This window comes from Pandoraea aquatica (assembly GCF_902459565.1).
GTDB classification, from domain to species: Bacteria; Pseudomonadota; Gammaproteobacteria; order Burkholderiales; family Burkholderiaceae; genus Pandoraea; species Pandoraea aquatica.
Window position 1 is genome coordinate 1,041,783 of sequence record NZ_CABPSN010000001.1, and the last position, 18,706, is coordinate 1,060,488.

At 62.7% G+C, this 18,706-nt stretch carries 17 protein-coding genes; 11 read left to right on the plus strand and 6 right to left on the minus strand.

Annotation, left to right across the window (positions count from 1 at the left end; all coding sequences use genetic code 11):
• Positions 1-109 precede the first annotated feature (109 nt).
• Positions 110-1,174, minus strand: a complete 1,065-nt coding sequence (locus PAQ31011_RS04520) for a DctP family TRAP transporter solute-binding subunit (protein ID WP_150574647.1) — start codon at positions 1,172-1,174, stop codon at positions 110-112.
• Positions 1,175-1,401: 227 nt separating this feature from the next.
• Positions 1,402-2,178, minus strand: coding sequence for an SDR family oxidoreductase (locus PAQ31011_RS04525; RefSeq protein ID WP_150574648.1), 777 nt, complete (start codon positions 2,176-2,178; stop codon positions 1,402-1,404).
• Positions 2,179-2,356: 178 nt separating this feature from the next.
• Here PAQ31011_RS04525 and PAQ31011_RS04530 point away from each other — a divergent pair, with 178 nt between their 5' ends.
• Positions 2,357-4,027, plus strand: coding sequence for an electron transfer flavoprotein-ubiquinone oxidoreductase (locus PAQ31011_RS04530; protein WP_150574649.1), 1,671 nt, complete (start codon positions 2,357-2,359; stop codon positions 4,025-4,027).
• 53 nt (positions 4,028-4,080) lie between these two features.
• The gene (locus PAQ31011_RS04535; RefSeq protein ID WP_150574650.1) at positions 4,081-4,398 is read left to right on the plus strand and encodes an MliC family protein; all 318 of its coding nucleotides are present in this window, start codon (positions 4,081-4,083) and stop codon (positions 4,396-4,398) included.
• Positions 4,399-4,520: 122 nt separating this feature from the next.
• Here PAQ31011_RS04535 and aroC read toward each other — a convergent pair whose 3' ends face one another.
• Genes aroC through PAQ31011_RS04550 form a run of 3 tightly spaced genes read right to left on the minus strand, consistent with a single transcriptional unit; the run spans position 4,521 to position 8,032 of the window.
• Complete coding sequence (gene aroC, locus PAQ31011_RS04540) at positions 4,521-5,624, minus strand: chorismate synthase (RefSeq protein ID WP_150574651.1); 1,104 nt, start codon at positions 5,622-5,624, stop codon at positions 4,521-4,523.
• 36 nt (positions 5,625-5,660) lie between these two features.
• On the minus strand, positions 5,661-7,580 hold the full coding sequence (locus tag PAQ31011_RS04545) for an MFS transporter (RefSeq protein WP_150574652.1): 1,920 nt from the start codon (positions 7,578-7,580) through the stop codon (positions 5,661-5,663).
• A complete protein-coding gene (locus tag PAQ31011_RS04550) occupies positions 7,577-8,032 on the minus strand; it encodes a CBS domain-containing protein (protein WP_039397675.1) in 456 nt (151 codons plus the stop codon). The genes PAQ31011_RS04545 and PAQ31011_RS04550 overlap by 4 nt, the downstream gene beginning before the upstream one ends.
• A gap of 375 nt (positions 8,033-8,407) precedes the next feature.
• Here PAQ31011_RS04550 and PAQ31011_RS04555 point away from each other — a divergent pair, with 375 nt between their 5' ends.
• The 3 genes from PAQ31011_RS04555 to PAQ31011_RS04565 all read left to right on the plus strand — a co-directional run bounded on the left by PAQ31011_RS04555 (position 8,408) and on the right by PAQ31011_RS04565 (position 10,964).
• The gene (locus tag PAQ31011_RS04555) at positions 8,408-9,715 is read left to right on the plus strand and encodes an O-acetylhomoserine aminocarboxypropyltransferase (protein ID WP_150574653.1); all 1,308 of its coding nucleotides are present in this window, start codon (positions 8,408-8,410) and stop codon (positions 9,713-9,715) included.
• A complete protein-coding gene (locus PAQ31011_RS04560) occupies positions 9,712-10,527 on the plus strand; it encodes an alpha/beta fold hydrolase (protein WP_150574654.1) in 816 nt (271 codons plus the stop codon). Before PAQ31011_RS04555 ends, PAQ31011_RS04560 begins: the two co-directional genes overlap by 4 nt.
• Positions 10,528-10,631: 104 nt before the next feature.
• Positions 10,632-10,964, plus strand: coding sequence for an Mpo1-like protein (locus PAQ31011_RS04565; RefSeq protein WP_150574655.1), 333 nt, complete (start codon positions 10,632-10,634; stop codon positions 10,962-10,964).
• On the opposite strand, the gene PAQ31011_RS04570 is transcribed toward PAQ31011_RS04565, so the two are convergent.
• Positions 10,961-12,367 (minus strand): YihY family inner membrane protein, encoded by a 1,407-nt coding sequence (locus tag PAQ31011_RS04570; RefSeq protein WP_246179337.1) that lies wholly within the window; start codon positions 12,365-12,367, stop codon positions 10,961-10,963. The two genes, PAQ31011_RS04565 and PAQ31011_RS04570, sit on opposite strands and share 4 nt — an antisense overlap.
• Positions 12,368-12,680: 313 nt before the next feature.
• On the opposite strand from PAQ31011_RS04570, the gene wrbA reads away from it, so the two are divergent.
• From wrbA to PAQ31011_RS04600, 6 genes are all read left to right on the plus strand, one after another.
• Positions 12,681-13,268, plus strand: coding sequence for an NAD(P)H:quinone oxidoreductase (wrbA, locus tag PAQ31011_RS04575; protein ID WP_150574656.1), 588 nt, complete (start codon positions 12,681-12,683; stop codon positions 13,266-13,268).
• 49 nt (positions 13,269-13,317) lie between these two features.
• Positions 13,318-13,755, plus strand: a complete 438-nt coding sequence (locus tag PAQ31011_RS04580) for a DUF2069 domain-containing protein (protein WP_150574657.1) — start codon at positions 13,318-13,320, stop codon at positions 13,753-13,755.
• A gap of 86 nt (positions 13,756-13,841) precedes the next feature.
• Complete coding sequence (locus PAQ31011_RS04585; RefSeq protein WP_150574658.1) at positions 13,842-15,263, plus strand: FAD-binding oxidoreductase; 1,422 nt, start codon at positions 13,842-13,844, stop codon at positions 15,261-15,263.
• Positions 15,264-15,911: 648 nt separating this feature from the next.
• A complete protein-coding gene (locus PAQ31011_RS04590; protein ID WP_150574659.1) occupies positions 15,912-16,298 on the plus strand; it encodes a hypothetical protein in 387 nt (128 codons plus the stop codon).
• A gap of 194 nt (positions 16,299-16,492) precedes the next feature.
• Complete coding sequence (locus tag PAQ31011_RS04595; protein ID WP_150574660.1) at positions 16,493-17,017, plus strand: MerR family transcriptional regulator; 525 nt, start codon at positions 16,493-16,495, stop codon at positions 17,015-17,017.
• Positions 17,018-17,052: 35 nt separating this feature from the next.
• Complete coding sequence (locus tag PAQ31011_RS04600; protein ID WP_150574661.1) at positions 17,053-18,657, plus strand: MFS transporter; 1,605 nt, start codon at positions 17,053-17,055, stop codon at positions 18,655-18,657.
• The last annotated feature ends 49 nt before the right edge of the window (positions 18,658-18,706 follow it).

An 18,706-nucleotide genomic window follows, 5' to 3' on the forward strand; every position in this document is an offset into this window, starting at 1 on the left:
AGGGCTTGGTATCGGAAGATTCCGAAGCTGCCAAAACATCGAAAGCACCGAAAGCGTCCAACGCGTCCGATATACCGCGCGACATCCGGCAATGCGACGGGCCTGCGTCTTACTTGCGCGTCCCGACGGATGGCGACTTGCTGCTGATCGACTCATCCCTGACGGCCGCTTCGGCCTTTTCGACCAGATCGCGCCCGACCAGCGCCTTCCACTTCACGTAGACGGGCCGAGTCGCGTCGACAAAGCGCTGGCGCTGCTCGGGGGTCAGCCGCGTGACCTTCACCCCGCGAGCTTCCAGGCTTTCCCACATCCCCTGCCCGCTGCTGAGCAGATCCTCACGCGCCAGCGTGACTTCGAAGCGCGCCGCCTCTACCGCCGCGTCGCGCACGATATCGCGATCCTGCGGCGACCAGCTATCCCATACCTGACGATTGACGACGAAGACGATGGGGTCGGCCACGTAATCCCATACCGTCAAATAGCGCTGCCCGACAGTATCGAGCCGCGTATTGTTGAATATCGTGATCGGATTTTCCTGACCGTCGATCTTACGGGCTCGCAATGCGCGAATGGCCTCGCCCCACGTCATCTGAGTGGGCACTGCACCGAGCGCCGTGAAGATATCGTTGAACAGTAGCGAGCCGACAACGCGAAAGCGCAGTCCTCTCATATCTTCCGGCGAGCGAATCGCGCGACGCGAATTGGTCACCTGGCGAAAACCGTTCTCCCCCCACGCCAGCGGCACGACCCCCTGCTCCTCCACGCGACGGAAGAGCTCACGTCCGACTTCGCCCTGTGTGAGCGCGTCGAGCGAGCGATACCCGCGCAGCAGGAACGGCAGCGAGAAAATGTTGAACTCGGGAATCGCCGACGACCAATTGATCGTCGAGCCGACAGCCATGTCGATGACGCCCTGACGCAGCGCCGTGAATTCGCGCGTCTGATCGCCGCCCATGAGCGTGGCGTTGGGGTGGAGCCGGATGTTGATGCGCCCCTGCGTGCGCTCGCGCACCATGTCCGCCCAGAGCTGCGTGCCCTTGCCCCACGGTGTGCCGCCGTCGGGCACGATCGACAGCGTGTATTCGGCCTTGTAAGGTTGCGCGGCCACTGGCAGCGCGATTGCGGCGAGGGCAAGCGCGACTCCGACGAGCCCCCGCCAGCCTTGATTACGCATGTTGTCCTCGAGATGATTCGGGATCCGACGTCAACGCGACGTCCTTCGTGATCCGCTGTGCGTCAATGAACGTCAATAAGCGTTCAGGAGCGCCGGGAAATTATGCGCTCGTCGTCAGTGCGCTGACTGCCTCGGACAATCCCCGATTGCCGCATTGCAGCGAGCCTGCGCAATCGGCCGGCCGCCCTCGATGGCGTTGCCCGGCGGCCTTCTGACGGCCGTTGCGTTCAGCCCACCGCCAGACCGTCGTCGATGGTCATGATTGAGCCATTAATAAAACGGGAATCATCTGAGGCCAGAAGCAGAATTAACCCATCAAGGTCACCGGGTTCGCCAACGCGCTGGCGCGGCAGCATTTGAATCAGTTTGCGGCCGGCTTCGGTCTGCCAATGATCGTGGTTGATTTCGGTATCGATATACCCCGGACAGAGCGCATTCACATTGATGTTGTAACGCCCCCATTCGAGCGCCATCGAACGGGTCATGTGAATCACCGCTGCCTTGCTCATGCAATAGACACCGAGCATGGAAATCGCCCGTTGTCCGGCAACCGAGGCCACATTGATGATCCGATGTTGCCGTTGCGGATCGCCCTTGCTGCGACGGATCATGCGCTTGGCCACTTCCTGCGCCACGAAGAATGCACCGCGCGTGTTCGTATCGACGACATAATCGAAGTCTTGCGGTGTCACGTCGATCAGCTTTTGCTGGGTGGACACCCCGGAGTTGTTGATCAGAATGTCGATGGCACCGGCCTCGGTCTCGGCATGCGCCACGCCGGCACGGATGCTGTCGTAGTCCGTGACATCGAGCGGCACAACGTGCGCCGCGCCGCCCTGGGACTCGATTTCCGCCCGCAATTCCTTGAGTCGCTCCACGCGACGGCTGGCCAGCACGACCTTCGCGCCCGCCTGCGCGAGCACCTTGGCGAACTGCATGCCAAGCCCGCTCGACGCCCCCGTGACCATTGCGACCTTGCCTTCCAGATTCAGCGAACGCCCCATCGTCTTCTCCCTCGTGCCTCGACACCCGTTGAGCAACGGCGTCGCCACCCGGCTCGCCGCTAGAGCTTCCTACCTACCAAATCGCACGACCGTACTATTAATATGCGGTTGCGAGGTGTTCCCCATTCCCGGAAAATGGCCGCACCCACGAATTCTAACGTTTATAACAGGAGCATCAATGGATCCCAAGCTGCTTGAGCAGTACGGCCCGAGGGAGTCGATGGAGTATGACGTCGTCATTGTTGGCGGCGGTCCGGCCGGCCTGTCCACGGCTATCCGTTTGAAGCAACGCGCACAGGAAGCGGGCAAGGAAATTTCCGTCTGCGTCCTGGAAAAAGGCTCGGAAATCGGGGCCCACATCCTGTCTGGCGCGGTCATGGATCCGCAAGCCCTGACCGAACTCATCCCCAACTGGAAGGAACTCGGCGCACCGCTCGACACCCCCGTCGTCGAAGACCGTTTCCTGTTCCTGAGCGAAACGGGCGCAACCTCCACGCCCTCGTGGTTGCTGCCGGCCTGCTTCCAGAATCACGGTAATTACGTCATCAGCCTGGGCAATGTCGTGCGCTGGCTCGGCCAGCAGGCCGAAGCGCTGGGCGTCGAGATCTTCCCGGGCTTCCCTGCCGCCGAAGTGCTTTACGACGAAAACGGTGCGGTCATGGGCGTGGCGACCGGCAACATGGGCGTCGGCAAGGACGGCGAGCCCACCGAGAACTTCCAGCTGGGCATGGAGCTGCACGCCAAATACACGATCTTCTCGGAAGGTGCGCGCGGCAGTCTGGGCCGCCAGTTGACGCGCAAGTTCAACCTCGATGAGGGTCGCGACCCGCAGGCGTACGGTCTGGGCATCAAGGAATTGTGGGAAATCGATCCGTCCAAGCACAAGGAAGGGCTGGTGATTCACACGGCGGGCTGGCCGCTCAATTCGAGCACCTACGGCGGTTCGTTCCTCTACCATCTGCCGAATAATCAGGTGGCTGTCGGTTTCATCGTCGGTCTGGACTACAGCAATCCGTATCTGTCGCCGTTCGAAGAGTTCCAACGCTACAAGACGCATCCGTCGATCCGTCATTTCCTCGAAGGTGGCAAGCGCATTTCGTACGGTGCCCGCGCCATCACGGCGGGCGGATTGCTGGCGCTGCCGAAGCTGGTGTTCAAGGGCGGTGCGCTGGTGGGCTGCGAAGCCGGCTTCCTCAACGTCAGCCGCATCAAGGGTAGTCACGCTGCCATCAAGAGCGGCATGATGGCCGCCGATGCCGCGTTCGATGCCGTCACGGCAGATCGCCAGCGCGATGAGCTGACGACCTACCCGGTGGCGTTCGAGCAATCCTGGTTGCACGAAGAACTGAACAAGGCGCGCAACTTCAAGCAGTGGTTCAAGAAGGGTTTGACGGTCGCTACGCTCATGACCGGCATCGAGCAAAAGCTGCTCGGCGGCAAGATGCCCTGGACGATTCACCGCAAGAAGGCCGACCACGAATGCCTGCTGCCGGCCGCACAATGCCAGCCGATCGTCTATCCGAAGCCGGACGGCAAGCTCACGTTCGACCGTCTGTCGTCGGTGTTCATTTCGAACACCAATCACGAAGAGAACCAACCGGCTCACCTGACGCTCAAGGACGCGAGCGTGCCTGTCGGTATCAATCTGAGTGAGTACGCCGGGCCGGAACAACGCTATTGCCCGGCTGGGGTGTACGAGTTCGTGAAGAACGACGACGATTCCGAGCGCTTGCAGATTAACGCCCAGAACTGCGTGCACTGCAAGACGTGCGACATCAAGGACCCGACGCAGAACATCGTGTGGGTCACGCCGGAAGGCGGCGGTGGCCCGAACTACCCGAATATGTGACGTTGTATCGCCGCCGGTTCGCCCGGCGGTTTTTGTTTGTCCACACAGGAGGCATGATGTCGAGAATTTCCGTATGGATGTCGGGCGCGACGTTGGCAAGCGCCCTCGCACTGACCGGCGGCGCCGTCCAGGCCAAGACGGTGAGCTATCTGTGCGATAACCAGCACGTCGCCGTGCTTGTCTACGACGATCACAACCTCGGTGGCGATGTCACGCTGTACTGGATGGGCAAACGCGAGGTGCTCAAGCCGGCACGCGCAGCGAGTGGAGAAAAGCACGTCGGGCGCACACTCATCTGGTGGAGCAAAGGCCCCGAAGGCACGCTATACACCGCCAAGGGCGAACAGCCCATCACACAATGTCGCGAGTGATCTCGTCAACGAAAAAATGCGGCCGCAGAAGTGAAAAACGCCAGACTCACTGTCTGGCGTTTTTTTATCGGCTCAGCGGGTCGGCTCACCCCGCCTCACTCAACTGACTCAGTTGACTCCGCTTAATCCGGTGCGCGTGCCGGGATGACAGGCGTGTTCACCTGAACATCACCGCACTGCGCACGATGACGCAACGCATGGTCGATCAACACGAGCGCCAGCAATGCCTCGGCAATCGGCGTCGCGCGAATGCCGACGCACGGATCGTGACGGCCAAACGTCTCTACCGTCGACGGCTGTCCGTTGATGTCAATCGACTGACGCGGCGTACGGATACTCGACGTCGGCTTGATGGCAATCGAGACATCGATGTCCTGGCCCGTCGAAATGCCCCCCAGAATCCCGCCGGCATTGTTGCCGACAAAGCCCTCCGGTGTCAGCTCGTCGCCATGCTCGGACCCTTTCTGCGTCACGCTGCGGAAGCCCGCGCCGATCTCGACACCCTTGACGGCATTCAATCCCATCATGGCGTGCGCGATGTCGGCATCCAGACGATCGAACAGCGGCTCCCCAAGACCGACCGGTACACCCGTCGCGATCACACGCAACTTCGCACCGACCGAATCGCCGGCCTTACGCAGATCGTCCATGTACGTTTCCAACTGCGGGACAACCTCCGCGTTGGCGGCAAAAAACGGGTTCTGAGGCACTTGCGACCAATCGGTCTGAGGAATTTCGATATCGCCGAGCTGCGTCATACAGCCGCGTACCTGCACGCCAAAGCGCTCCGCCAACCACTTCTTCGCCACCGCACCTGCTGCCACGACCGGTGCCGTCAAACGCGCCGACGAACGTCCGCCCCCGCGATAGTCGCGAACGCCGTATTTCTGCAGATAGGTGTAATCGGCGTGTCCGGGACGGAACGTCTGCACGATGTTGCCGTAGTCCTTGCTGCGCTGATCGGTATTGCGAATGAGCAAGGCGATGGGCGTGCCCGTCGTCACACCTTCGAATACGCCAGAGAGAATCTCGACGGCATCCGGCTCGTTACGCTGCGTGACGTGACGCGACGTACCCGGGCGGCGGCGATCCAGTTCCACCTGAATGTCGGCTTCCGTCAGCGCCATTCCCGGCGGACATCCATCGATCACACAGCCGATGGCCGGGCCATGCGATTCGCCGAAAGTGGTAACGGTAAACAAGGTTCCAAGCGTATTGCCAGACATACGGGGATCAGATTGGGGTGTGACGGGAATTGCCTATTATACCGGCCAGGGGCCGCGAAGCTTGAGTACCTTGTCGCGCAACGATTCGGGCGTCGCCTGCGCCGGCGCGACCGGCTCGCCGATCACCAGCTCCAGCCGGTTCAGAATGCCTCGCTTGAACGGGCGCGTCATCGCTGCCCCGCCATGCCGCGAGAAAAAACTGCCCCACAGCCCACGCAGCGCCATCGGCACTACCGGCACAGGCGAACGCTCGATGATGCGTTGCACGCCCTGCCGAAACACTTGCAGGTCGCCCGACGCCGTAAGCTTGCCCTCCGGGAAGATGCAAACCACATCCCCCGCGTCGAGCGCTTTGGCAATCTGCGCATAGGCCCGCTCCAGACCCGCTGCGTCTTCATGTGCCGGTGCAATCGGAATGGCACCCACCGTCCGGAAGAACCAGGACAGCACGGGAATCTGGAAAATCCGATGGTCCATCACGAAACGCACCGGGCGACGGATCGACGCACCGATCACCACCGCATCGGCAAAGCTCACGTGATTGCACACCAGCACGCAAGGCCCTTCGTCCGGAATCTGATCCGCACCTTTCACCTCGATCCGATAAATCGTGTGAAGCATTAACCACATCACGAAGCGAATCAGGAACTCGGGGAGCAACGTATAGAGATAGATGGCCACGAGCGCGTTGAGAATGCCGGTCACGAGATACAGCTGATCGATGGTCAGCCCGGCTTTCGTGAGCATCATGGCCATCAGCGCAGAGACGACCATGAATAGCGCGTTCAGAATATTGTTCGCCGCAATGATGCGCGCGCGATGCGAAGGCGCACTCCGGCTTTGAATCAGGGCATACAACGGCACGCTGTAGAAGCCGCCGAACATCGCCAGCAGGAACAGATCGGCGAGGATGCGCCAATGCGCGGGTTGCGAAACGAACTGCCCGACCGTCAGCAACGCTCCACCGGGCGCGCCGCCCCGGCTCGCGAAGTACAGATCGACGGCGAATACCGTCATGCCGATGGACCCGAACGGCACCAGCCCAATTTCCACCTTGCCACCCGAGAGCCGCTCGCAGAGCAGCGATCCCATGCCGATGCCGACGGAGAACATGGCCAGCAGCAATGTCACGACGTCGGGGTTCGCCCCCAGCACGTCGCGCGAGAAATTGAAGAACGATGCAAGGAACGTGGCGCCGAGAAACCACAACCACGAAATGCCGAGCAGGCTCTGAAACACCGCGCGGTCGTTGCGCGCGATGCGCAGATTTCGCCACGTCTCGGTGAACGGATTCCAGTTGATGCGCAGGTCCGGTTGCGCGGCAGCGGTTTGCGGCACCCAGGTGGAGACCAGACGCCCTAGCACCGCCAGACCGATACATACGCCGCCGATCCACGGCAGTGCGCCTGCGCCCGCTCCCGCTAACTCGCCGCCGATAATCGTGCCGACGAGAATCGCCACGAACGTGCCCATTTCAACGAGCCCGTTGCCACCAACCAGCTCATGATTGGCGAGGTGCTGTGGGAGATACGCATACTTCACCGGCCCGAACAGCGTCGAGTGCAAGCCCATCAGGAACGTGCAGACGTACAGCAACGGCGCGCTCGTCCAGACGAACCCGGCAGCGCCCACGACCATGATGGCAATCTCCAGCGTCTTGACGAAGCGGATCAGCCGAGCCTTGTCCCACTTGTCGGCAATCTGTCCGCTGGTCGCGGAGAACAGGAGAAATGGCGCGATGAAAATGGCCGAGATCAGGAACGCCGCAGTCTTGCCGTCGACGTCCTGAAAAAGCGATGCGTGGTACGTGACGAGCGACGTGAACGCGATCTTGAACACGTTGTCGTTCATCGCGCCGAGGAACTGCGTCCAGAAGAACGGCGCGAAACGGCGTTCCTTCAGCAGTCGTGATTGGTGGCCGTCGCCGCGAGCCTCGCGCTGACTGGCCTCACTCACTTTGCGTTTTCCGCTTCCTCGGCCGGCCAGTCGCGAATATAGGCCTTGAGCATACGGTTCTCGAAGGATTGCTCTTCGACGACCGCGCGGGCCACATCGTAGAAGGAAATCACGCCCATGAGCGTGCGGCTTTCCATGACCGGCAGATAGCGCGCGTGGCGCTCGAGCATCATGCGACGCACTTCGTTGACGTCCGTCTCGGGCGTGCAGGTCAGCGGATGGTCGTCCATGATCTTGCGAATCGTGGAACCGCCGACCGTGCCGCCGTTCTTGCTGATCGTGTTGATGATCTCGCGGAACGTGAGCATGCCCACGAGATCGCCGTACTCCATCACGACGAGCGAACCGATGTCATGCTCCGCCATCGTGTCGACGGCATCTGCCAGCGACGTCTCCGGGGTCACGGTGAAAAGGGTGTTGCCCTTCACTTTCAGGATGTCAGACACACGCATGGCACACACTCCTCATTGTGTTGCTCTGGCAATCGTGGCAGAACGCTGCCGCCGACGTTGCCGGACTCGGCTTGCAAGACGGATGGCCGGCGCGTACGCCCGCTGTCTCCGTGTCAAATAGTGATTGGAACCTGTTCGATGGATGCTATCGGAAAGCGCCCCAAAAGGAAAGGCGCAGGACGCCGACATGGCCGTACGACGCGGGTTTTCAGCCGATTCTGCGCCCCCTCTCGGACAACACCTTACCCCTGACATAAGACAACACCGCAATTTCCCTGATCACCCCCGTAATGCGTGCCGGCGCGCACGAAGGTGGTGCTAGGATTGCCGTATACGTAAAGTTCACGGTCCACCACCTGCGAGGCCATCCACGACATGTCAGTCCCGCACTTCGATACGCTCGCCCTGCACGCCGGGGCAGCCCCCGATCCCACCACGGGGGCGCGTGCCACACCGATCTACCAGACCACCTCCTTCGTGTTCTCCGACGCCGATCAGGCGGCCGCCCTGTTCAATATGGAGCGCGCCGGACATGTTTATTCCCGGATTTCCAATCCGACGAACGCTGTCTTCGAAGAACGCATGGCTGCGCTGGAGAACGGCGTCGGCGCAATTGCTACCGCGAGCGGACAGGCCGCCCTGCATCTGGCCATCGCCACACTGATGGGGGCGGGTGCGCATATCGTGGCGTCGAGTGCGCTCTATGGCGGCTCGCACAATCTGCTGCACTACACGTTGCGCCGGTTCGGCATCGAAACGACGTTCGTTCGCCCCGGTGACCTGGCGGGTTGGCGGGCGGCCGTTCGCCCCGAGACGCGTCTGTTTTTCGGCGAGACGCTGGGGAACCCCGGCCTCGATGTGCTCGATATCGCGCAGGTCGCCGGCATCGCGCATGACGCGGGCGTGCCGCTGCTCGTCGACAGCACGTTCACGACGCCATGGCTCATCCAGCCCTTCGAGCACGGCGCGGACCTCGTTTATCACTCAGCGACCAAATTCCTCGGCGGCCACGGCACGACCATCGGCGGCGTGCTGATCGATGGCGGCACGTTCGATTTCGAGAAGAGCGGCAAATTTCCCGAACTGACCGAACCGTACGACGGCTTCCACGGCATGGTCTTCGCGGAGGAAAGCTCCGTCGCGCCGTTCCTGCTGCGCGCACGACGCGAAGGGTTGCGTGATTTCGGCGCATGCCTTCACCCACAGGCTGCCTGGCAACTGCTTCAGGGGATCGAAACACTTCCGCTGCGCATGGCACGCCACGTCGAGAATGCACGCAAGGTTGTCGAATTCCTCGCGGGTCACGAAGCGGTCGAGAGCGTCGCCTACCCCGAGTTGCCCTCGCACCCCGATTACGCGCTAGCGAAACGGTTACTCCCGCGTGGTGCCGGTGCCGTGTTCAGTTTCAACCTGAAAGGCGACCGCGAAGCGGGTCGGCGATTCATTGAAGCGTTGCAGTTGTTCTCGCACCTCGCGAACGTCGGCGACGCGCGCTCGCTGGTGATTCATCCCGCGTCCACCACGCACTTCCGCATGGACGCCGCCGCCCTCGCCGCGGCCGGTATCGGTGAAGGCACCGTACGCCTGTCCATCGGCCTGGAAGACGCCGACGATCTGATTCAGGACCTCAAGCGCGGCCTCAAGGCAGCGGTGAAATCGTCTTCGAAGGGGCAGGCACGATGAATTTCGACATTGCCGGCAATAACGTCTACGCCTACACCGCAGGCAAGCCCATCCAACCGGCGCAGCCGACCGTCGTCTTCCTGCACGGCGCACAGCACGATCACAGTGTCTGGGGATTGCAGAGTCGATATCTGGCGCATCACGGCATGAACGTGCTCGCGCTCGATCTGCCGGGACATCATCGCAGCACCGGCGCGCCATTGAAGACCATCGGTGAGATGGCGGATTGCGTGGTCGCAGTGCTCGACGCGGCGGGTGTGGCGCGTGCAACATGGGTAGGCCACAGCATGGGGTCGCTGATCGCGCTGGACGCGGCGGCACGCCATCCGGCACGGGTCTCGCGTATCGCGCTGGTGGGCACGGCCTACCCGATGAAGGTCGCCGATACGTTACTCAGCGCCGCCGCCGAGCGCGAACCGGAGGCCATCGCACTGGTCAACGCCTGGTCGCACAGCACGCTGGCGGCCAAGCCTTCCGCGCCGGGGCCGGGATTCTGGACATGGGGCGGCAACCAGCGGTTGATGGAGCGTGTTGCGCAACGAAATCCGGCCAAGGTGTTTCTCACGGATTTCGATGCCTGCAACGGCTACGATCAGGGCATGGAAGCCGCGGCACGGATTCAGTGCCCGGTGCTGGCCGTGTTGGGGCAGCGCGACCAGATGACGCCGCCACGCGCCGCGCAGGCCCTGCTCGATGCCTTGCGCGAGAACGGTGCGCCGGTCACGGTGGAACTCGTCAACGCTGGCCACGCCATCATGACGGAGCAGCCGGATGCACTGCTCGATACGCTCAAGCGATTCGTGCAAGACTGATCCGGTCAAGTTTGATGCTTGCAGGACCGAGGTAACGAGATCGGGACGCGCGGCGTCGCAAAGTCGCCGCGTCACTTTCGCCCACCAGAACAAGGAGGCTTGCCATGACCGAGGGCCATGACCCCGCACCGGCATCACGAACGTTCGACCGGTTCGCGGACTTTTACCCGTTCTATCTTGGCGAACACCGGAATACCACATGCCGTCGGCTGCACTTCGTCGGCTCGTGGGGCGTGATCGCTTTTCTGGTGACGTTCGCTGCGACGGGCAATGCGTGGTGGCTGCTTGCGGCAGTCGTCTGCGGCTATGCGTTCGCGTGGGTCGGGCATTTCTTCTTCGAGAAGAATCGGCCCGCCACGTTTCGGCATCCCATCTACAGTCTGATGGGTGACTGGGTGATGTTTCGCGACATCTGCGTCGGCCGCATCAAGCTTTAGCGCTTGCCGGGCGCGGGAGTCCAGTGCCGGACGTCTTGCGTCGAAGGCGTGTCGGCCCCACGGCGGGTGTCGGCGCGCGAATCGCCCTGATCCGACGGTTCCGGCGCTTCCGATGCTTCCGACGCTTCCGGTACGTTTGATTCGTCCGACGCGTCCACATCGGGTGACGACGGATCTCGCGGGAGCGCATCGGCCAGCGGCACGTCCCACTTCCCTTCGCGCAGGATCTCGGCCACGTGCGCACCGTCCAGCGCATGACGCTCCATCTGCCGCGCCAGTTCGTCGACGTTGAGTGCCAGTTGGGCAACGAGCGGTGACAGGGTCGTCGTGCGTGGGTTTGCGAGCAGCAACCAACGCTCGGCGGGGGGTTGCATGGTCATGCGTCCGACCCAGCCCATGCGTTCGAGGCGGCACAGCAGTTCGTTGGCGTGTTCGAGACTCGTGCGCATGGTGCGCGCCAGTTGCTGCGTCGTGTAACCACCGCCACCGGCTTCACGATCCTGATTGAGCAGATGGATGAGCGTCAGGCCGTCGAGCAAGTCGCTGCCGGGGAAGCGCGGATACTGGAAATGTCCAAGGCGCAACGCGGGGAGGACCGATGTGATCGTCGCACCGACCAATGCCACGAGCCACGACAGGTAAATCCAGAGCAGGAAGATCGGCACGGCCGCAAAGGCCCCGTATACCGCCGTATAGGTCGGAAACTGCCGGATGTACATGCCGAAGCCGCGCTTGGTCAGATCGAACGCCAGCGCCGCCACCACCCCGCCCACCAGCGCGTCGCGCCAGTCGACCTTGCAGTTCGGCATGTAGACGTACATCAGCATGAACGCCACGCTCGTGAGCGCGAGCGGAATCAGACTGAGCAGCGACGCCACGGCGGGCGGCAAGGTGCTCACCAGCGACATCGACTGCGTGAAGACGTAGGAACTAATCGACAGACTCACACCGAACAGCAGCGGTCCGAGCGTCAGCAGGCTCCAGTAGATGAGCAGACGCTGGGCCAGCGGCCGCGGACGCGGCACACGCCAGATGACGTTGAACGCCGACTCGATCGTCATCAACGTCAGCACGGAGGTGAAGAGCAAACCGATCAGGCCGAACGCCGTCAGGCTCTTCGCCTTCGAGGCGAACTGATTCAGGTAATTGAATATCTGCGCGTTGACGCTCTCCGGCATCAGGTGCTCGAGCAGAAAGCCCTGAAGCGCGTCGCGAAACGAATTGAAAATCGGAAAGGCCGTGAACAAGGCGAACGTCACGGCGAACAACGGCACGATCGACAGAATCGAGGTGAACGTCAGACTGCCCGCCACTTGGGGAATCCGATCGTCCTGTGCCCGCGCGAGCGCGTACCTCAGCAGTTGACGAACGTTATTCCAGTTGATGCGGGACAGTTTGAACAAATCGGGCTCCTTACCAGACACTACACAAGCACCACTCAAGCACCGCCCAAGCACTAGTCAGACACGACGCGGACAGAACATGGGTACGAAAACGTGACACGAATCTGGCGACGGCAGCAGGTCGAACGCCATCCGCCGCATCCGCCCTGCCATGCATTCACGCCACCAGGAACGCCCTATAATACCCGCACTTTTCGCAGGCTTTTCACTCAGGACGCGCGGCTTTGGCAGGGTTGCCTGCCTGCGCCGAAAGATGGAAAGCCAGCGATACCGGTCAACCGGCTCGCATTCGATCCCTCGCTCACTCGCATCAATGACTGAAATCCTCGTTTTGTACTACAGCCGTCACGGCACGACCGCACAACTCGCCCAATGCATCGCCGCCGGGATCGACAGCGTGCCCGGCGCTCAGGCGCGCGTGCGCACCGTGCCCGCCGTGTCGACGGTATGCGAAGCGAGCGCACCGGATATTCCGGACAGCGGCCCGCCGTACGTCGAACTGCGCGATCTGGAGGAGTGCGCGGGTCTCGCGCTCGGCTCGCCGACCCGCTTCGGCAACATGGCCGCCGCGCTGAAGTACTTTCTCGACGGCACCACGCCCCAGTGGTTATCCGGCGCGCTCGCTGGCAAGCCCGCGTGCGTGTTTACGTCCAGCGCCAGTCTCCACGGCGGCCAGGAAAGCACGCTGCTGTCGATGATGATTCCGTTGCTGCACCACGGCATGCTGCTCATGGGGCTTCCGTACACCGAACCCGCGCTCTCGAGCACGCGCACCGGCGGCTCGCCTTACGGTGCGACGCACTTCGCACACGACGGCAATCCGCTCTCGACGGACGAACGTCAGTTGGCCTCGGCACTCGGCGCACGACTCGCACGCGCGGCCTGCAAGCTGGCAGAATGAACACTTTCCGCAGTACTAGTGCCAGTAGTACAGGCCACGAGACAAGCCCATGACTGCCACACCGCCCGACCATCAGCACGACCTCCCGCATGTCGATGTCCGTAGCGCAGCCACGCCGGGGCACGCGCATGGGTTGCGGTGGGTGAGTATCGCTAGCTTGCTGGCGCTGATCGCGTTGTCGGTGGCCTGGGAGTTGTGGTTGGCACCGTTGCGTCCCGGCGGTTCGTGGCTGGTGCTCAAGGCGTTGCTTTTGCTCCTGCCGCTGCGCGGCGTACTTCGCGGCGATCTGTATACGCTTCAGTGGTCGAGCATGTTCATCCTGCTATTCCTGGCGGAAGGCGTGGTGCGTGGCATGAGCGATACCGGCCCGTCCGTCACGCTTGCCTGGATCGAGACGGCGCTGTCGCTGGTCTTTTTCTTCGCGACCGTCTTTTATCTACGCCCCTTCAAGCGCGCCGCGAAAGCCCGGGCGGCGAGCGCCCGCTAACGCGCCGCGATTGCGCTTCAGGAGATGCGCTCCCCGCTCTGCCTGCCTTCCCGCCCCCGCCCCCGCCCTCGCCCCGCATTCGTCAGATGAACCACGCCGAATTCCTCACCGCTTGCCGCGACCTGCTCGGTCGCGATCATGTGCTGACCGAGCACACCGACACCGGCGCGTACCTCACCGACCAGCGCAAACGGTATGTGGGTCACGCGCTCGCCGTCCTGCGTCCCGCCGATGCCGCCCAGACCGCCGCGCTTGTGCGTCTGTGCGTGGCGTATGGCGTGCCGATGGTGCCCCAAGGGGGAAACACCGGCTTGGCCGGCGGCGCGACGCCCGACACCAGCGGGCGTCAGGTCGTCATTAGCCTGCGACGCCTCGACCGCATCCGGCAGGTGGACGCCGATAACCTGACGCTGACCGCCGAAGCCGGGTGCCTCCTCGCCAATGTGCAGGTCGCCGCCGCAGCCGCCGAGCGCCTGTTCCCGCTGAGCCTCGCGGCCGAAGGCAGTTGCACCATCGGCGGCAATCTGGCGACGAACGCAGGGGGCACGGCGGTGCTGAGATACGGTAACGCGCGCGAGTTGTGTCTGGGTCTGGAAGTCGTCACGCCGCAGGGCGAGTTGTGGGACGGCCTGCGCGGCCTGCGCAAGGACAACACCGGATACGATCTGCGCGATCTGTTCATCGGCGCGGAAGGCACGCTCGGCCTGATCACGGCGGCGACGCTGAAACTCTTCGCGCAACCCGCCGCACGCATGACGGCGCTTGCCGCGCTCGACAGCCCCGCCGACGCCCTCGCTTTGCTGAATCTTGCGCAGCGCATGGCTGGGCCGTTGCTCACAGGCTTCGAACTGATGTCCGATTTCTGTCTGCAACTGGTCGCTCAGGTCTTCACGTCACAGCGTTACCCGTTCTCCCAACCCTACGCGCAGTCGGTACTGCTCGAACTCTCCGACAACGAGAGCGAGGCGCATGCGCGCGAGCTGCTTGAACGGATCTTGAATGCGGCCATCGAGCAGGGCATCGTGCGTGACGCCATCGTCGCCAACAGCCTCGCCCAGTCGAACGCGCTCTGGCATCTGCGCGAGAGCATTCCGCTGGCGCAATCGGCGAGAGGCCTCAACATCAAGCACGATATCGCCGTGCCCGTCTCGCAGGTACCCGCGTTCATCGCGGCGACGGATCCCATCGTGCAACGCATTGCGCCGGGCGCGCGGATGGTGACGTTCGGCCATCTCGGCGACGGGAATCTGCACTACAACGTGATGGCACCCGACGGCATCGACCCCGCCGCCTTCCTCAAGCAATATCAGACACCCGTCACCACCGCCGTCCACGACAGCGTGCATGCACATCGTGGCACGATCAGCGCCGAGCACGGCCTCGGACAGTTCAAGCGCGACGCGTCCGCCCATTACAAATCGCCCGTGGAAATCGCGCTGATGCGCGCGCTCAAGTCGGCGTTCGATCCGCTCGGGCTGATGAATCCCGGCAAGGTGCTGCCTGACTGAGCCGATCAGGGCTTCGCAACAGGCAAGCGGCGCGATTGGTGCAATCAGCGACTGCGCATTAAAAAATCGCCTTTTTCTGGAGAAATGTCGTCAATTTCGCGACAAAATGCCGCGAAATCCCGCCATTTTCTTTACAGACGCGCATCAAATCCCTAGAATGAGTGCTTTCCAATTACGACGGAGTTTTCCGTGGGCAGTTGCTCTAGTAGCACGCAAGCGTCGGCAATGACCGGCGAGGCGTTGGCCCGGTAACCCGCAGTCGTCCTCCGACTGCCGCTGCCGGGCTCAATACCGCAGCGGTAGTGCATCGAGCGCACCGAATCCCGATGACGTCAGCGTTATCCAAAACTTCGGCAAGCGACTCAGATTTCCCGCACCTATCACCGCAGTTCAGCGTTTGTTTGATGGATGACGATGCGTCATCCAGAACAAGGCACGCTTCTTAGCGCCACCATGCGACCGACATGGCATCGTCGGTTATCCGAGGCGCGATCAAGCCTGCCGACGCTTGCGTCGAATTCCTGTATCAGTGACGTTATACGTACGCCTCCTGCGCCCTCCACGGCCCGGAAGCGGCCGTCGATGCCACACGATGCATCGCCAAGCCCCGGCATCCGCCGTCTCAGGCCCTTGAATCAGGAGGACACCATGACGCTGCAAATGCTTATCCCGTCGCTGTTCGATCGCGCTCGCACCCGTCTCGCACCGGCATCTGCCACATCGAATGCCACGCCGGCGCCCCACGCCACGACGTCGCATCCGTCGCCCCAGTACCGCCTCGTTGTGCTGACGCTGGCGTCCCGGGCGGACACCATCGACGCCACCGTGCGTAACGCCCTTCGCGCGCAGCGGATCTCGCCCGAAGTGGCGACCCGCGTCGACCGTTCCGGCGGCTACCTGCTGGAACTCGACTACGTGTTGCGTTGCGACCGCAGTGGCCGCGCCGCGCTCGTACACCTTGTCTCGACGCTCGGCGACACCGCCGGTGTCCGTGCAATTCGCTGGGAAACTGCGCCGAATCTGGCTGCGCGCTAGTTCCCCTCCGCCCCCCCCTCCCTCCCATCGGCCCGGGCAGCAGCGACGTTTCAGGCGTCCATGCTCCCCGGGCCGATTGCCTTTGCGCCGCCCCCCCTCTCTCCTTCGATTCAGTTTCATTACTCACCCAAACCTGTACGTTCACGTACATGTTGTGCTAATATTCCGTCCATCATTCGATCGGAGGCACGTTCATGCCCGCAGATCTTTTACCGGCAGCCCCCGGCGCAGCCTCGCCGGACGAGGCATCGCTATTGACCGTTGGTCAGGCAGCTGCCGCGCTCGGCGTCACCGCGCGCACCTTGAAGTATTACGAGGAGCTGAACCTCGTGGTCCCAGCCCGCAGCGGCGGACGCTATCGCATGTACACCCCCGCCGATCTCGAAACGTTCGGCCGCATCCTGCGCATGCGCTCGCTCGGCTTCTCGATTGCCGCGATTACCGAAATGCTCAAGCGGCCGCGTCGAATGGTCGAAGCCGGCAAATCGCGCATGAACGAGGAAGACCTGCAAGTCGTGCGAGACGCCCTCACGTCGCAACTCGACACACTGCGCGAGCGCACCGCGCAAGTACGTCGCGAATTGCGCGATGCCGAAACGCTGGAAGCCCAGATTCGCCACGACCTTCGCTACATCGAACAGCGCCTTGAGGGCGTACCGGCCGACGACTTACTCGCCGAGCGCGCTGCCAAAGTGCGCAAGACGTCCTCATCACACTGAGCACTGAGTCCAGCTAAGTCACGCCAAGTCCGATCATGCCGCCCGTCGTGCCTCCGACCTCGCCCGCCGCACCGCCAAGCCCGCCGTCTTCGGGCAACACCGGTGGCGTGGACCCGCTGCGCCCCATGCGCATCGAGGCCTACCGTTACGCCCTCGGCCTGATCCCCGGACTGGAGTTCTTCGAGAACGCACTGCTCGTGTATTTCGCCGTCTATGTTTCCGGCGGCGTCGATGCGTCCCCTAAAGAATTCGTGTGGATGACGACGGCGTATGGCATTGCCTCCGTGCTCGCCATTCTCAAACAACAGTGGTTCGTCGAGCGCACCGGCTACCGCCGCTATCTGACCGCCTCGCTGCTGCTCTACGCGTGCGGCGCGGTGCTTGCCGGCACGAGCGAAAGCGTGACGCAACTTGTGATCGCACGGGCGTGTCAGGGCTTCTGCGCCGGCAGTTGGATGAGCTCATGCCGGATCCTCGCGCAAGTGAGCGTACCTGCCGAGCGTCGCGGCAAAACGGTTCAGACGTTCGCCCTGTTGCTGTTCACCGGCTCGGCTGCCGCTCCGCTCATCGGCGGCCTGCTGGTCTCCGAGTACACCTGGCGCACGCTTTTCCTGTGCACCGCGCCGCCGGCCGTGCTGCTCGCCGGCCTTGCATGGTTCGCCATACCGGACGTCGGTCGCCTGCGCGATCGCGCCACCGGCGGCGGCTATCCGTTCGCGCCGTTCATGGCATTCGCCCTCGCGATGGGCGCATTTCAGGTCGTGCTTCAGGAGATGCGTTACACCCTGTGGCTGCAAACACCCGTGCTGCCGTTGCTCACGGTTGTGGGTGTGGGCGCGCTGGTGTGGTTCGGCTATCACCAATGGCAGCATCCTGCGCCATTCATCCGTTTGCAGTCGTTGCGTCGACGCGAGTTCCAGGTCGGGCTCTTGCTCTACGCGGCTTACTACTATCTGGCGAACACGCAGAGCTATCTGATGCCGCGGTTGCTGGAGCAGGGGTTCGGCTTCACGGTCGAGCGCACCGGGCAACTGCTGGGCTACTCCGCATTGCTCACTGTGATCCTGCTGCTCGCCTACTTCCGCGTGGCGAAATACATCACGAACAAGAAGCTGCTGATTGTGAGCGGCTTTCTGATGACGATTGCCACCAGCATGTGGCTCGGCGCCATGCCACCCGACGCCGGGCAGTCGCAGCTTTACGGCGTGCTCGCGCTCAAGGCGGTATTCGGCATCTTCACCGTGTTGCCGGTGGCGAACCTCACGTTCCGCACCTTCGATCACGAGAGTTTCGTGCACGGGTATCGCCTCAAGAACATTCTCCGGCAGCTCTCCGGCTCGTTTGCCGTCTCCACGATCGTGGCGTTCGAGCAGCACCGCGAAGCGCTGCATCGCACCCGGCTCACGGAAGTGGTCAACCCTTACAACCCGATCTTCACGCAGACGCTGGAATCGCTGACGAACGCACTCACGCATGCGGGCATCGCCGCTTCGCAGGCACAGGGGGCGGCGCTCGCGCAGATTGCCCGCATGATCGAGCGACAGGCGTCGTTTCTCTCGTTCATCGACGGCTTTCATTTCATTGCCATCGTGGCGTTGTGCGGTGGGATTTTTGCGGCAATTCAGAAGCAGCTAAATTAGAATCGTTGCGTCATTGTTCTTTGTGCGGCCCCGTCGCACACTGCAATCC

Bases quoted from the DNA above. Each gene is read 5' to 3' on its own strand.
- PAQ31011_RS04520 (WP_150574647.1), bottom strand. From the start codon at position 1,174: ATGCGTAATCAAGGCTGGCGGGGGCTCGTCGGAGTCGCGCTTGCCCTC.
- PAQ31011_RS04525 (WP_150574648.1), bottom strand. From the start codon at position 2,178: ATGGGGCGTTCGCTGAATCTGGAAGGCAAGGTCGCAATGGTCACGGGG.
- PAQ31011_RS04530 (WP_150574649.1), top strand. From the start codon at position 2,357: ATGGATCCCAAGCTGCTTGAGCAGTACGGCCCGAGGGAGTCGATGGAG.
- PAQ31011_RS04535 (WP_150574650.1), top strand. From the start codon at position 4,081: ATGATGTCGAGAATTTCCGTATGGATGTCGGGCGCGACGTTGGCAAGC.
- aroC (WP_150574651.1), bottom strand. From the start codon at position 5,624: ATGTCTGGCAATACGCTTGGAACCTTGTTTACCGTTACCACTTTCGGC.
- PAQ31011_RS04550 (WP_039397675.1), bottom strand. From the start codon at position 8,032: ATGCGTGTGTCTGACATCCTGAAAGTGAAGGGCAACACCCTTTTCACC.
- PAQ31011_RS04555 (WP_150574653.1), top strand. From the start codon at position 8,408: ATGTCAGTCCCGCACTTCGATACGCTCGCCCTGCACGCCGGGGCAGCC.
- PAQ31011_RS04560 (WP_150574654.1), top strand. From the start codon at position 9,712: ATGAATTTCGACATTGCCGGCAATAACGTCTACGCCTACACCGCAGGC.
- PAQ31011_RS04565 (WP_150574655.1), top strand. From the start codon at position 10,632: ATGACCGAGGGCCATGACCCCGCACCGGCATCACGAACGTTCGACCGG.
- wrbA (WP_150574656.1), top strand. From the start codon at position 12,681: ATGACTGAAATCCTCGTTTTGTACTACAGCCGTCACGGCACGACCGCA.
- PAQ31011_RS04580 (WP_150574657.1), top strand. From the start codon at position 13,318: ATGACTGCCACACCGCCCGACCATCAGCACGACCTCCCGCATGTCGAT.
- PAQ31011_RS04585 (WP_150574658.1), top strand. From the start codon at position 13,842: ATGAACCACGCCGAATTCCTCACCGCTTGCCGCGACCTGCTCGGTCGC.
- PAQ31011_RS04590 (WP_150574659.1), top strand. From the start codon at position 15,912: ATGACGCTGCAAATGCTTATCCCGTCGCTGTTCGATCGCGCTCGCACC.
- PAQ31011_RS04595 (WP_150574660.1), top strand. From the start codon at position 16,493: ATGCCCGCAGATCTTTTACCGGCAGCCCCCGGCGCAGCCTCGCCGGAC.
- PAQ31011_RS04600 (WP_150574661.1), top strand. From the start codon at position 17,053: ATGCCGCCCGTCGTGCCTCCGACCTCGCCCGCCGCACCGCCAAGCCCG.